The organism is Micromonospora sp. MA102, assembly GCF_025460765.1.
Classification (GTDB): domain Bacteria; phylum Actinomycetota; class Actinomycetes; order Mycobacteriales; family Micromonosporaceae; genus Micromonospora; species Micromonospora halotolerans.
In genome coordinates this window covers 111,417-125,125 of record NZ_JAMWEG010000017.1, presented here as the reverse complement: position 1 = coordinate 125,125, position 13,709 = coordinate 111,417, and the positions used below count along the sequence as shown (strand labels likewise).

The window sequence follows — 13,709 nt, the reverse complement described above, 5'->3', positions numbered from 1 at the left end:
GCGTCAGCCCTGGCTCCACTTCGGGTCGTTGCCGCCGGTGCGGGTGGCGAGGCGACCGGGGTGTTGTTGGCGGTCCCGCTCCGCGCGGGCGGAGCCTCACGAATGAGTGGCCGTCGATAGGAGCGCTAACATCTGGGCCCGGAAGTCAGCCGACGGGCACGTGGGAGCTTGTGGCCCCTGGCGGCTCCAGCTGCCGGAGAGTGTCGACGGTGGGGAACCTCCGCGGCAGATGTTATCGATAACATCGACGTGTCTGATTAAAGCACAGTTGCCGCCGCATCGGGAGACCTCCCCGCCGCACCGCCCGACGACCGCGCAGCCGGGCGGGCTCGGCGCGTACGCCGAGCCCGCCCGCTCCAGTTCCACCCGTTCCTGCGCCGGCTGAGCCGACCCGCACACGCCGTTGCCGCGAGTGTCAGGAACACCCGGATCTGCGCCACGCCACTAGCGTTGCAGCGTCAGCACACCCGGCCGGTACGGCAGGAGGCCGTAGTCGCCGCCGGAGTTCGGGGCACGCCCCTGGTAGAGCAGTTGGAGGTTGCAGGGGTCGATGGTCATGGTCTGGTCGGGGTTGCTGCGCACCAGGTCGCCGTGGCTGATGTCGTTCGTCCAGGTGGCGCCGCTGTTGGCCTTGCCGGCGAAGGGGTTGCTCTCGCTCGCGGCCTGCGGCGTCCAGGTGCCGCCCAGGCTGCTGGCCGTGAACGAGCGGAAGTAGCGGCCCTGCGAGCCGATCGCCTCGACCAGCATGAGGTACTGGTTCTGGCCCTGGACCTTGTAGACCTGAACCCCTTCGAAGAGGTTGTTCGTCGAGTCGCTCATGATCACCGTCGACGACGCGCCGAAGCTGCCCGGGAAATTCCCGATGGGCATGCTGGCGCGGTAGATCTTGCCGTTGTCCCCGGCGAAGAACAGGTACATGTTCGTGCTGTCACCGATGAGCGTCTGGTCGATGGGTCCCGTCCCGGAGCCCGAGATGCTTCCGGTGAAGAGCGTCTGCTGCAACGACCACCCGTTCACGTTGGTGGGGTCGCTGGACGTCCGGTAGGAGAACGCCGTCCCGCCCCACTGGTAGGCGAGCACCCAGAGGTTCTTCGGGGCGAAGTAGAACAGTGTCGGCGCGACAGCGGCGAAGGGCATCGCGTTCTGGCTGGCCGAGCCCATGTCGGACCAGTTCGTGAACGGACTGAAGTTCATCGAACCCCACGACGTGCCGGTGTCGTGCGTCGTGGCGTAGACGAGGTGCCGGCCGTTGTACACGACGTTGGTGAAGTCCTTGAGCGAGACCCACCCCGATCGCGGGTTCGCCAGCGCGCCCGTCGACGACCAGCGGTACGTCGACGGCAGCGTGCACGAGCCGCCCGGCGGCGGCGTGGTGGGGGTGCCCCCGCCGTCGACCCGGACGAGCTGCCACTGCTGGTTGGCGCCGTTCCAGTCGTCGTACTGCACGATGCTGCCGCCGTCGGCGGTCGAGGCGCCCTGCACCTCCACCACCTTGTTGCTGTTCCGGTTGATCAACCGGACGTAGCCGCTGTCGGAGTCGGCCAACCGGAACTGCTGGTTGGCCTGGTTGCCGTCGGTCCACTGCACGACGTTGGCGCCGTTGGCGGTCGACCAGTTGTAGACGTCCAGCACCTTGCCGGACAGCCGCGACCGCAGCCGGTAGTAGCCGCCGCCCGAGTCCACGAACTGCCACTGCTGCTGGTTGCCGTTGTTCCGCGACCACTGCACGATCCGCGCGCCGTCGTTCGTGGCCAGGTTGTAGACGTCCAGGGCCTTGCCACTGTTGCGGTTGACCAACACGTACCACGCGCTCGTGTCGACCGTCGCGGCGGCGGCGGGCGTCGACACCGCCACCGCGGCGGCACCACCGACCACCACCGCCGTCACGGCGGCGGCGACGACCCGGGGCAGCCACCTGCGCCGCCGCGGCGGCGCGATCGACTGAGACCTATCAAGGGCAGACATGATCCTCCTTCATTGACCAAGAGCCGAACGGTCCGCCTGGAAATGGGCACTGCGACGCATGGCCGGACCCCGCGCCGGCAGTGTTAGCGCTAACAGCCTGGACGCATGCCCTGACCAACGCCTGATCCAGGGAGCCGGCGAACTGGGCTTGCCCGGTGAGCCACACGCGTCGCCGTCCTTGTCCATCGACTGTGAGCGATAACATCCCGTTCGTCAAGTGGTAACACTTGCCTGCCGGCACTCCACTACGGTCCGGAGCCGATGATTCTCGTGCCGTGCCCGGAAATTTCGGGCCAACGCTCCCCCGCCACGGCCACCGGACTCATGACGCGCCGAGTGAGACGCGGGTCCTGGATCATCGGCTGACCCAAAGACGCAGGTAGACGGGGTGTCCCATTGAGCCGAGGAGCCACTCCACGAACGACGCCCTCCGGAAGATTTCCGGAAGATGTTGTTCCAACGGGGTCGCCGTGCCAGCATGACGTGGATTGAAGCCCATCGTTACTTTGTCCGGGTTGTGCGATCGACCGACGGCCCTCGCCCGCATGCCGGGCTGCGACCGCCACCCATACAGGGCCCGACGGCCGGGACGCACAACCGAAGAGGAGGCAATCGTGGCAAGCAGCTCTCCCGTCCCCTCCGCCGGCTCATCGAGGAGCCGATTGCTGCGGATCCGGCTGCTGGCAAGCGGTGCCGTTGCCGCCGTCGCGGCAATGGGTGTCATGGTGGTGATGCCGGATGCGAACGCCGCGGCGAGCACCCTGGGTGCGGCGGCCGCGCAGTCCGGCCGGTACTTCGGCACGGCCATCGCGGCGGGCCGGCTCGGTGATTCGACCTACACCACGATCGCCGGGCGCGAGTTCAACATGGTGACGGCCGAGAACGAGATGAAGCCGGACGCCACGGAGCCCCAGCGTGGCCAGTTCAACTTCAGTTCCGGCGACCAGATCTACAACTGGGCGACCCAGCGCGGCATGAAGGTCCGCGGCCACACCCTCGCGTGGCACGCCCAGCAGCCGGGCTGGATGCAGAGCCTCGGCGGCAGCAGCCTGCGCCAGGCGATGATCGATCACATCAACGGCGTGATGGCCCACTACAAGGGCAAGCTCGCCTACTGGGACGTCGTCAACGAGGCCTTCAACGAGGACGGCAGCCGGCGGCAGTCCAACCTGCAGTCCACCGGCAACGACTGGATCGAGGTGGCGTTCCGCACCGCGCGCAACGCCGACCCCTCGACCAGGCTCTGCTACAACGACTACAACATCGAGAACTGGTCCTACGGCAAGACGCAGGGCGTCTACAACATGATCCGGGACTTCAAGTCCCGGGGCGTGCCGATCGACTGCGTGGGCCTGCAGACCCACTTCACCGGTGGCAGCTCGCTACCGGGCAACTTCCAGACCACGCTGTCGAGCTTCGCTGCCCTCGGTGTGGACGTGGCCCTGACCGAGGTCGACGTCACCAACGCGTCGACCTCGCAGTACGCCGGGCTGACCCAGGCCTGCATGAACGTGCCGCGCTGCGTCGGCATCACCGTGTGGGGCGTACGGGACAGCGACTCCTGGCGCTCCAGTGAGAACCCGCTGCTGTTCGACGGTGGCGGCAACAAGAAGGCCGCGTACACCTCGGTGCTCAATGCCCTCAACGCCGCCGGCCCCACCTCCTCGCCGACCTCGACCGGCGGCACCGGTTCCCCGTCGCCGTCGGTCCCACCGGGCGGGGCGAACCGGATCGTCGGCGCCCAGTCCGGCAGGTGCATCGACGTGCCGAACGCGTCGCAGAACAACGGCACGCGGGTGCAGCTCTACGACTGCAACGGCCAGGCCAACCAGGCGTGGACGCTCACGTCGAGCAAGCAGCTGACCGTGTACGGCAGCAAGTGCCTGGACGCCGCGGGATCCGGCAACGCCTCGGCCGTGCAGATCTACAGCTGCAACGGGCAGGCCAACCAGCAGTGGAACGTCAACTCCAACGGCACCATCACCGGTGTGCAGTCCGGACGTTGCCTGGACGTGTGGGGGACCGGCAACGGCCAGCAGGTCCAGATCTACGACTGCAACGGGCAGGCCAACCAGCGATTCAGCCTGAACTGACCCCGGGGCGCCGATCGCGGTGTGGCGGCGACACCCGCCCCCCCCCCCCACCGCCGCGCGGCCGCGCCGAGAGCTGGTTGCGCCTCGTCGTGCGGGAGGACGGCCCCCACGCCCGTCCCGCCGGTGGGTAGCTACTCGAAGGTGAGCTGGTCGCTGCGGCGCGGCATCAGCGCCAACGCGCCCAGGCCGAGCACCGCCAGCACGGCCAGCGCGATGAAGACGTGGTGTGTCGCGTGGTACAGCGACGCGCGGACGTAGTCGGCCACGGCCGGCTCGGCGGCCTGGCTGTGCCCGCCCAGCACGAGGCTCGTGGCGTCCACGTGCGCGGGCAACCGGGCGGCGATCTCCGCCGGCGGATGCGCGAAACGGTCGGCAAGGGTGGCGTTGGCGATCGCCCCGAAGACGGCGGCGCCGACCGCGCTGCCCAGTGACCGGCTGAACATGTTGGCGCCGGTGACCACGCCGCGGCGGTCCCAGCCGACCACGGACTGCACGGCGACCAGGGTCGGGCTGGCGGTCAGCCCGAGCCCGACACCGAGCACGAAGGCCGCTGCGGCGGCCGCCGGCACCGTCGAGTCCGGCCCGAGCAGCGTGGTCAGAGCCGCGCCGCCGACCACGAAGACGCCGCCGATGAGGGCCGTGTCACGGAAGCCGATCCGCAGGTAGACCCGCCCGGCGAGGCTGGCCGCCAGCGGCCAGCCGACCGACAGCGCCGCGAGCGCGAACCCGGCCACCAGCGCGCTGGTGCCGAGCACGCCCTGGGCGTAGGTGGGCAGGTACGAACTCAGGCCGATGGTGAGCGCCCCGACGCACAGCGCGGTGAGACTGCCTCCGGCGAGCACGCGGCGGCCGAACACCCACAGCGGCAGCACCGGCTCGGCGGCGCGACGCTCCACGCCGACGAACGCGGCGAGCGCGACGACACCGGTCCCGAGGATCGCCACGCTCTGGACGGACGCCCAGGGCCAGGCCACGCCACCCTGGAGAAGCCCGAGGATGAGGAGCCCGAATCCGACGGTGAGCAGGGCGGCGCCCGCGTAGTCCACCCGGTGCCTCTTGCGGGTGATCCGTTCGGTGAAGTGACGGGCGAGCGTCCACGCCGCCACCGCGCCGAGCGGCAGGTTGATGTAGAAGATCCACCGCCACGACAGGTACTCGGAGAAGACGCCGCCGAGGGTCGGGCCCAGCACCGCGGAGATGCCCCAGACGCTGGCCAGGTAGCCCTGCACCCGCGCCCGTTCCACCACCGTGTAGAGGTCGCCGACGATCGTCATGCTCATGGGCTGCACCGCGCCCGCCCCGATGCCCTGGACGGCGCGCGCGACGATCAGCGCGGGCATGCTCCACGCGACACCGCACAGGATCGAGCCGAGCAGGAACAGCGCGATGCCGAAGAACATCACGGGCCGACGCCCCAGCGAATCGGCGAACTTGCCGTAGATCGGCACCGTGACCGCCTGGGTGAGCAGGTAGATCGAGAACAGCCACGGAAACTGCGAGAAGCCACCGAGGTCCCGCACGATCGACGGCACCGCGGTGGCGATGATCGTGGAGTCCAGCGCGACCAGGCCCGTGCTGAGCATGATCGCGGCGAGCACCGGGCCACGATCGGAACGAAAACCGACGCTCGTCACGGTCGGGTCACTGTCCGCCTGGCCCGAGCCGCTGCCGGCCGCAGGTGTCGTCACCACGTACGCACTCCTCCGCTGGGCAGGTGGACCGCCGATGGTCAACGTATCGGGGCTCTCACGGCGCCCGGGCGGGAAGGCGCAGCTCTTCGAGATCCAGCTCGCGTTCCAGGACGCGCAGCCCCTCGTCCGGCAGCTGGCCGGCGTCCCGCCAGCGCAACAGCTCCTCGCGCTGCGCATCGATCGCGGCCCGGCGGATGCGCAGCGCCGCCTCGTACTGCGGTGAGACCGGCACCTCGGACACGTCGGCCGCCTGGAGCAGGTCGAGACGGTCGCGGTAGCGGATCAGCCGGCTGTGCAGTTGCGCGCGCATCGACTCGACGGCGTCGGCGTACTCCGGCTCCTCGGCGGCGACCTCCGCGAGCCGGGCCAGAGCGGCCTCGACGGACGCCGACCGTGCCTCGTTCCGGACCCGGATCTGGTCCGCCTCGTCGGCACGCAGCCCCAACGCGCGCACCAGCGGCGCGAACGTGAGCCCCTGACCGACCAGCGTCACGAGCACGACGACGAAGGCGCAGAACAACAGCAGGTCCCGGTCCGGGAAGGGTGCTCCGCTGTCAGTCACCATCGGCAGGGTGAAGATCGCGGCGAGGGTGATGACGCCGCGCGTACCGGACCAGCTGAGCGCCGCGACCTCACGGCCGGTCAGCCGCCGGGCGTTGCGTGCCTCCCGGACGGCGCGGCGGGCGGACCCGGCGGTGTCGTCGTCGTACTCGGCGGCCGCGCCGAGGCGGGTGTGCATCCAGCGGGGCAGCAACTCGTTCAGGACCAGCCACAACGGGCGCAGGAGCAGCACCACGCCGACCGAGACCGCCACCGCGATGACGATCGTGGCGGTGCTGTACTGCCGCAGCCCCTGCACGACCTGAGGCAACTGCTGGCCGATCAGGAGGAAGACGAACCCCTCGAGCAGGAAGTCGACAAGCCGCCACACCGCGCTCGTCTGGAGCCGGCTGGCGCCGGAGGCGAGCCGGGGCGTGTGGTGCCCGACGATCAGCCCCGCGACCACCACCGCGAGGACCCCCGACACGTGCAGTTCCTCGCCGAGCAGGAAGGCCACGAACGGGGTGGCGAGCGAGACCGCGTTGGACAGCAGCGGATCCCTGGTCAACGGCCGCGCCAGGCGAACGCCCCACGCGACCGCGGCGCCGACCACGATCCCGCCGGCCGCCGCGACGACGAACTGTCCGGCGGCCGCGGCGAAGGAGAAGGTGCCGCTGACGGCGGCGGTCACCGCCACGCTGAGGATCGTCAACGCGGTGGCGTCGTTGAGCAGCCCCTCGCCCTGGATGATGGTGACCAGCTTCGGTGGCAGATTCACCCGCCGGCCCACCGCGAGCGCCGCCACCGGGTCGGGCGGCGCGACGGCCGCGCCGACCGCGACACCGGCGGCCAGGGTCGCTCCGGCGACGAACAGGTGGAACCCGAACCCGATGGCCAACGCGGTCACGAGCACCAGGACCACCGAGAGACTGACCACGATGCGCATGTTCTTGCGGATCGCCAGCAGTGACGAGTCGAGCGCCGCGCTGTACAGCAGCGGTGGCAGGACGACGGTCAGCACGACGTGCGGGTCCAGCGTGATGTTCGGTCCCGGTAGGAGCGCGTAGAGGATGCCGATCAGCGTCAGGAGCGCCGCCGCGGGCAGGCCGGTGCGCGAGGCCAGCCACCGCGCGAAGACGATGACCGCGACGGCGGCCAGGACGAACAACAACAGGCTTTCGGGACTCACCCCCTCATTCTCCCCGAAGGCCATCAGGCCCCGGCAGCGGCGGACCCCGGGGTCAGACGGTACGGCGGGAGCGGGTCAGAGCCAGCCAACCGAGGACCGCGGCGATCAGGCCGATCGCCAGGGCCGCGAAACCGCCGACGATTCCGTACCCGGTGCCGGGACCGCCCTCGGCGGCGGCCACCACCAGCCCGCCGGTGAGCATGCCGGTCAGCCCGGCCACCAGGGCCACGAGGGCTCCTCGCCGGCCGTTGCCCGTGCCGATCCGGCCGGCGGAGCGGGCCAGAGCCAGCCCGCCGACGACCACGCCGGCCAGCGCCACCAGCACGGCCACGGTGCCCACGAGCCGCCCGGTGGTCAGGGTGTAGGGATCGACGGCCGACTGGGCCGAGACGTACGCGGCCGCCGGTGTGGCGGGCCCGAGCCCTCCGGGCACGGCGGCGACCAGGTGACGGGTGTCCATGGGGTGCTCCTTCTCCTCCGACGACCGGACGTGTCTGATCCTGTCCGCCGGCCCACCACCTGTCGTCCTGCCGGCGCGGGCACTTCACACTGCCGCGGGCGGCGCATCCGGCTGCCACGGATGTCGCAGAACGCGGCCCGGTACCGCGGCCGCGGTAGCCGACCGATCGTCCGCACGCAGGAGTCGCCGGGGCGGACAGGCGGTTAGGGTGCGCGCATGGGTAGGGGACGGATCGGTGTCAGCGACTCGGTGGTCGCCGTCGGCGTGGCGGCGATCCTGCTGGTCACCGGCCTGTCCGGGCAGCGGTCCGCCACGAGCCTCGACCTGCCGGGGTACGCGCTGCTGGCGGCCGGCGGCCTGGCGCTGGTCGCGCGCCGTCGCGCTCCGGTTGCCGTGATGGCCGTCACCGGGCTGTGCGCGGTGGGTCACCAGGCGGCCGGTTTCGACGTGCCGGCGGTCGCGTACCTGTTCGCGGTCTACGGCGCGGTGCGCGCGGGACACCGTACCGTCACGGTGGCGGCGAGCGTGATCATGCTGGGCGCCCTCCCCCTCGCCGCGATGGCCTCGGGCCTGCACGACACGGGCGAGGCGTTCGCGCAGGCCCGAGGCGCGCTGGAGCTGGCCTGGCTGATCGCCGCCGGAGCGGCCGGTGAGGCGCTGCGGCAGGCCGAGCGGCGGGCGGACGAGGCCGAGCGCACGCGCGAGGAGACCGCGCGGCGCCGCGCCGACGAGGAGCGGCTGCACATCGCGCGGGAGCTGCATGATTCGCTCACCCACCAGATCTCCGTCATCAAGGTGCAGGCCGAGGTCGCCGTGCACCTGGCCCAGAAGCGGGGCGAGCAGCCGCCGGAGGCCCTCCTGGCGATCCGGGACGCCGGCCGCGAGGCCGCCCGGGAGCTGCGCGCGACCCTGGAGGTGCTGCGCGACGACGACCGGAACCCGCCCCGTGGGCTCGACCAGGTTCCGGAACTCGTGCAACGAGCCCGGATGACCGGCCTGGACGCGAAGCTGACGATCGAGGGACGCCGGAGCGACCTGCCGGCCGCGGTGGACCGCACCGCTTACCGGATCGTCCAGGAGTCGCTGACCAACGTCGCCCGTCACGCCGCCGCCGCCAGCGCCTCCGTCCGGATCGACTACCGGCCGGACACCCTGCTCATCCGGGTCGAGGACGACGGCGGGACCGCGTCGGACACCCCGCCGGCGCCCGGGGTCGGGCTGCTCGGGATGCGCGAACGGGTCACCGCCCTCGGCGGTCACCTGACGGCGGCACCGCGCCGCGAGGGTGGCTTCACCGTCCAGGCCGAACTCCCCGTGGACCAGCTCTCGTGATCCGTGTCCTGCTGGTCGACGACCAGCCGCTCATCCGCAGTGGATTCCGCGCGCTCCTCGACATCGAGGACGACATCGAGGTGGTGGCCGAGGCGGCCGACGGCGGCGAGGCCGTGGCGCTGGCCAGGAAGCACCTGCCCGACATCGCACTCATCGACATTCAGATGCCGGTCGTCGACGGCGTCGAGGCGACCCGGCGCATCGCCGCGGATCCGGCCCTGGCCGGGGTCCACGTCGTCATCCTCACCAACTACGGACTGGACGAGTACGTCTTCCACGCGCTGCGTGCCGGCGCGGCCGGCTTCCTCGTCAAGGACATCCAGCCGGAGGACCTCCTGCACGCCGTACGCGTCGCCGCCCGCGGCGACGCGCTGCTGGCACCGTCGATCACCCGCAAGCTGATCGACAGGTACGTCAGCCAACCCCTGCCCAGCGGCTCCGACGCGGGACTGGACGAACTGACCAACCGCGAACGCGAGGCCGTCGCCCTGCTCGCGCGGGGCCTGTCCAACGACCAGATCGCCGACACCATGGTGATCAGCCCGATGACCGCGAAGACCCACATCAACCGCGCCATGACCAAGCTCCACGCCCGCGACCGCGCCCAGCTCGTCGTCCTCGCCTACGAGTCAGGCCTGGTGACCCCGCGCACCTCCTGACCGCCGGCCGGGACGATCGCCGCCGCGCCGCGCGGGGCCTGAGGACGGCCCGTCATCGGCCGAGCCGGGCGGCCATCCGGCGGCGCAACGGCGGCACCGCGCCGGTGACGCGCATCGTGGTGCGGACGGCGGCCCGGCCGAGGCGGCTGCTCGACCCGGCCTGGCGGGCGTTACGCAGTGACTGCCGCACGGCGGCGAAGCCGTAGTCGAGCATCTGCCGCTCGTAGTCGTGCAGCGCCGGCAGCAGGGCGGACGTGCCGGCAGCGACCTCGGTGAGCCGGCGGCACAGCAGTTCGGCGTCGCGCAGTGCGGTGTTGGCACCGATTCCGGCCATCGGCGTCATGTTGTGGATGGCGTCGCCGAGGAGGGTCACCGAGGTGGTCCGCCAGGCGTCGACCGGCGTGGCGCTGCGGATCCGGATGGCGTTGACGGCCCGCGGGTCGGAGCCGGCGATCAGGTCCCGCAGGGCGGGGGCCCAGCCACCGGTGCGGCCCAGCACCAGTCGCTGGAGGTCCGCTCCGGGGAGTGACTCGACGCCGTCCGGGAAGGTGGTCGCCGCGTCGGAGTAGCCCCACAGGACGAACGGCACGGCGTTGTCCAGCAGGAACTCCCGGGGCGTGTCCCGGTCGGGCACGATGACCCGCCGATCGGGATGCCATACGGCGGTGAACAGGGACCCGCGGTCCTTCGGGATCACCAGGTTCGCGTCGTGGGTCAGGACGCGGGGCAGGGTCGCACCGTCGAGGCGGTGCTTGCCGGCGACGGCCACGATGCCGGTGTCGATCCGGCGCGCGTGCGGCAGCAGTTGGCCGCGTACGCGCGAGTTGGCCCCGTCGGCGCCGATCAGCACGTCGGCGGTGGCGCTGCCGCCGTCCGCGAAGTGGGCGGTGACCCGGCCGTCAGCCGTTGTCTCGTAGTGCGTGAACTCCTTGCCCGGGCGGACCACGTCCGCCATGCCGGTCAGCAGCACCTCGCGGAGGCTGATCCGGCTCACGCCGTAGTGGCGTTCGTCGGCACCGCCGGTGGGCACGATCTCGTCGGCGGTGAGGCGCACGAGGTCGGTGAGCTGCTCCGTGGTGAACGCGAAGCCGCCGCCGTCGACCGAGACCGTGTCGAGGAACGCCTGCCAGTTCGCCGCCGGGAGGCAGGCGCGCAGCGCGTGGCTGCCGTGGGGGTTGATGTGGATGCGGTAGCCCTGCAGCCAGTCGGTGCGGGTCTGGGTGCGCTCGTAGACGGTCACCGCGACACCGGCCCGGCGAAGGCCCTGAGCCAGGCACAGGCCGCCGATGCCACCGCCGATGATCATGACGTTGAGGTCGCTCATGACCTGATCGTCATTCGCGTGTGTAGTTTTGTCAATCGGATGGTTGATTGGATCATGTGTTCATTTGACGCTGATAGGATCACCGCATGCCACGGCGGTCCCCCAGCGGCGATCAACGACAGCGCGACGCGGAGCGCACGCGCGAGCGCATCCTCGAGGCGGCGCTCGTCGAGTTCGGCGAGCACGGCTTCGCCGGCGCCCGCACCAGCGCGATCGCCGCTCGCGCCGGGGTCAACCAGCAGCTGATCTCCTACTACTTCGCCGGCAAGGAAGGCCTCTACCAGGCCCTGCAGCAGCGCTGGCGGGCCACCAGCGGCGCCGCGCAACCTGATCGGTCGATGGCCGAAGTGGTCGCGGGCTTCCTCCGACTCGGCGCGACCGAGCGGTCCTGGGCGCGGCTGCTCATCTGGGAGGGACTCGCCGACCCGGGAGCGACCACCGAGACCGAAGACGAGGCGCAGGCCCACCGGTACTTCACGGCGATGGTCGATGACGTGCGCCGCCGGCAGCGGACCGGTGAGCTGTCCGCCGACCTCGATCCCGCGTACGTGGTGCTGACGTTCTTCGCGGCGGCCATGGCGCCGACCGTGCTGCCGCAGGTCGTCCGTCGGCTGACCGGCCTGGCAGCCGACTCGCCCGAGTTCCTCGACGCGTACGCCGCACAGCTGGGCCGCATGCTCGGCCACCTGGCCGCACCCACTCCCCCATCCGACTGACGACGTTGGCGCGGAACATGGTGTGGGTCGTGGCGACGCTCCTACTGTGATGGTCCATCGCCCCTTGAAGTTCGTGGGAGTCACATGAGCATCCGCGTGTACCGCAACGCCGCCATCCACACCGGCGACGACGGCAACCCGCTGGCCGAGGCCCTGGCCGTGGACGGCGACCGCCTGCTGGCCGTCGGCCGGGAGGCGGAGGTGCGCGAGGCGGTGGGCCGCGGCGCGGAGCTCATCGACCTGGAGGGCGCCGCGGTGCTCCCCGGGTTCTACGACGCCCACATCCACACCGCCCAGTACGCGCAGAGCCTGAGCGCCGTCGACCTGCGCGGGGCCCGCGGGCTGGACGAGGCCCTCGCCATGGTGGCGGCCCACGCGGCGCGGCTGCGGCCGGGTGCATGGCTGTTCGGCGGCCGGTGGAACAGCAACGCCTGGGATCCGCCGGCGCAGCCGGACCGGTACGCCCTGGACTTGGTCTGTCCCGAGCTGCCGGTGGCGCTGCCCAGCGTGGACGGGCACACCGTCTGGGCCAACTCGGCAGCCCTGCGGCTGGCCGGTATCGACGCGAGCACCCCCGACCCGGTGGGCGGCGAGATCGTCCGGGACGCACGCGGGGAGCCGACCGGCATCCTCCGCGAGACGGCCTCCCACCCGCTGCGGGACCTCATGGTCTCCCCCGACCTGCGCGACCTGCTGAGGGCCGGGCAGGAGGAACTGCTCGCGGTCGGTCTGACCAGCGTGCACGACATCGACGGCGAGGACTGCCGGGCGGCCTATCTCGCGCTGCGCGACGCCGGCGAGCTCAAGCTCCGCGTGCACAAGGCGATCCCGATGACGCACCTGGAGGCGGCCATCGCCGAGGGCCGCCGGACCGGGCAGGGCGACGACTGGATCCGCACCGGGCCGGTGAAGATCTTCAGCGATGGGGCGCTCGGGTCGCACACCTGCCACATGAGCAGGCCCTTCGCGGGCGAGCAGGGCAACGTGGGCATCGCGGTCACCCCGTACGAGGAGCTGGTCGAGCTGTTCGGCAGGGCCGCGGGCGCCGGCATCGCGGTGGCCACGCACGCCATCGGCGACCGCGCCAACCACCTGGTCGTCGACGCCTACGCGGCGGTCGGCCGCACACCGGGGCTGCGGCACCGCATCGAGCACGCGCAGCACCTCCGGCCCGCCGACCTGGCCAGGATGGCCGCCCTGGGCATCGTCGCCTCCATGCAGCCGGTGCACTGCACCAGCGACATCGATCTGGTCGACTCCCTGCTGGCCGGCCACGATCTGGCCTCCTACGCCTGGCGCGGGATGCTCGACGCCGGCGTCGTGCTGGCGTTCGGCTCCGACGCCCCCGTCGAGGATCCCGATCCCTTCGCCGCGCTGTACGCCGCGGTCACCCGGGCCCGTCCCGACGGCACCCCCGCGGGCGGCTGGCAGCCGGCGCAGCGGCTGAGCATGCCCGAGGCCGTCCGCGCGCACACCCTGGGGGCTGCCCGCGCTGCCGGCGAGGACGACCGCAAGGGTGTCCTCGCCCCGGGTAGACTCGCCGACTTCATCGCGGTCGACACCGACCCCTACCGGGACTCGCCGGCCGCGGTGCTGCGTACCAGGGTCATGACGACCGTCGTGGGCGGCGAGATCCGCTGGCAGCGGAACGGAAGCCGCTGAAGCGGAAGCCCCGGCCGGCGCTTCCGCCGGTCCGGCCGACGGGCTCGCGGACTTCCGAGCCCGCCGGCGCCATGCCTG

Annotated in this window: 10 protein-coding genes; 5 read left to right on the top strand and 5 right to left on the bottom strand. The window is 71.5% G+C overall.

What is annotated here, in order from left to right:
* Nucleotides 1–444 precede the first annotated feature (444 nt).
* Nucleotides 445–1,965 (bottom strand): non-reducing end alpha-L-arabinofuranosidase family hydrolase, encoded by a 1,521-nt coding sequence (locus tag NFX44_RS26945; RefSeq protein ID WP_262286395.1) that lies wholly within the window; start codon nucleotides 1,963–1,965, stop codon nucleotides 445–447.
* 722 nt (nucleotides 1,966–2,687) lie between these two features.
* Here NFX44_RS26945 and NFX44_RS26940 point away from each other — a divergent pair.
* A complete protein-coding gene (locus NFX44_RS26940; protein WP_315974646.1) occupies nucleotides 2,688–4,058 on the top strand; it encodes an endo-1,4-beta-xylanase in 1,371 nt (456 codons plus the stop codon).
* Between the two features lie 131 nt (nucleotides 4,059–4,189).
* On the opposite strand, the gene NFX44_RS26935 is transcribed toward NFX44_RS26940, so the two are convergent.
* The 3 genes from NFX44_RS26935 to NFX44_RS26925 are packed head-to-tail and all read right to left on the bottom strand — an operon-like array spanning nucleotide 4,190 to nucleotide 7,938.
* On the bottom strand, nucleotides 4,190–5,749 hold the full coding sequence (locus tag NFX44_RS26935) for an MDR family MFS transporter (RefSeq protein ID WP_262286393.1): 1,560 nt from the start codon (nucleotides 5,747–5,749) through the stop codon (nucleotides 4,190–4,192).
* A gap of 55 nt (nucleotides 5,750–5,804) precedes the next feature.
* Nucleotides 5,805–7,478 carry a Na+/H+ antiporter gene (locus NFX44_RS26930; RefSeq protein WP_262286392.1) on the bottom strand — a complete coding sequence of 558 codons (1,674 nt, stop codon included), beginning with the start codon at nucleotides 7,476–7,478 and terminating at the stop codon, nucleotides 5,805–5,807.
* Between the two features lie 52 nt (nucleotides 7,479–7,530).
* Nucleotides 7,531–7,938, bottom strand: coding sequence for a DUF6223 family protein (locus tag NFX44_RS26925; RefSeq protein ID WP_262286391.1), 408 nt, complete (start codon nucleotides 7,936–7,938; stop codon nucleotides 7,531–7,533).
* Nucleotides 7,939–8,154: 216 nt separating this feature from the next.
* On the opposite strand from NFX44_RS26925, the gene NFX44_RS26920 reads away from it, so the two are divergent.
* On the top strand, nucleotides 8,155–9,270 hold the full coding sequence (locus NFX44_RS26920) for a sensor histidine kinase (RefSeq protein WP_262286390.1): 1,116 nt from the start codon (nucleotides 8,155–8,157) through the stop codon (nucleotides 9,268–9,270).
* On the top strand, nucleotides 9,267–9,929 hold the full coding sequence (locus tag NFX44_RS26915; protein ID WP_262286389.1) for a response regulator transcription factor: 663 nt from the start codon (nucleotides 9,267–9,269) through the stop codon (nucleotides 9,927–9,929). The genes NFX44_RS26920 and NFX44_RS26915 overlap by 4 nt, the downstream gene beginning before the upstream one ends.
* A gap of 52 nt (nucleotides 9,930–9,981) precedes the next feature.
* Here NFX44_RS26915 and NFX44_RS26910 read toward each other — a convergent pair whose 3' ends face one another.
* Nucleotides 9,982–11,253: an NAD(P)/FAD-dependent oxidoreductase gene (locus tag NFX44_RS26910; RefSeq protein WP_262286388.1), complete on the bottom strand. Its 1,272-nt coding sequence runs from the start codon at nucleotides 11,251–11,253 to the stop codon at nucleotides 9,982–9,984.
* Between the two features lie 86 nt (nucleotides 11,254–11,339).
* Here NFX44_RS26910 and NFX44_RS26905 point away from each other — a divergent pair, with 86 nt between their 5' ends.
* Both NFX44_RS26905 and NFX44_RS26900 read left to right on the top strand, forming a co-directional pair.
* Nucleotides 11,340–11,969 carry a TetR/AcrR family transcriptional regulator gene (locus NFX44_RS26905; RefSeq protein WP_262286387.1) on the top strand — a complete coding sequence of 210 codons (630 nt, stop codon included), beginning with the start codon at nucleotides 11,340–11,342 and terminating at the stop codon, nucleotides 11,967–11,969.
* An 84-nt stretch (nucleotides 11,970–12,053) separates the two neighbouring features.
* On the top strand, nucleotides 12,054–13,631 hold the full coding sequence (locus NFX44_RS26900) for an amidohydrolase (RefSeq protein ID WP_262286386.1): 1,578 nt from the start codon (nucleotides 12,054–12,056) through the stop codon (nucleotides 13,629–13,631).
* Nucleotides 13,632–13,709 lie beyond the last annotated feature (78 nt).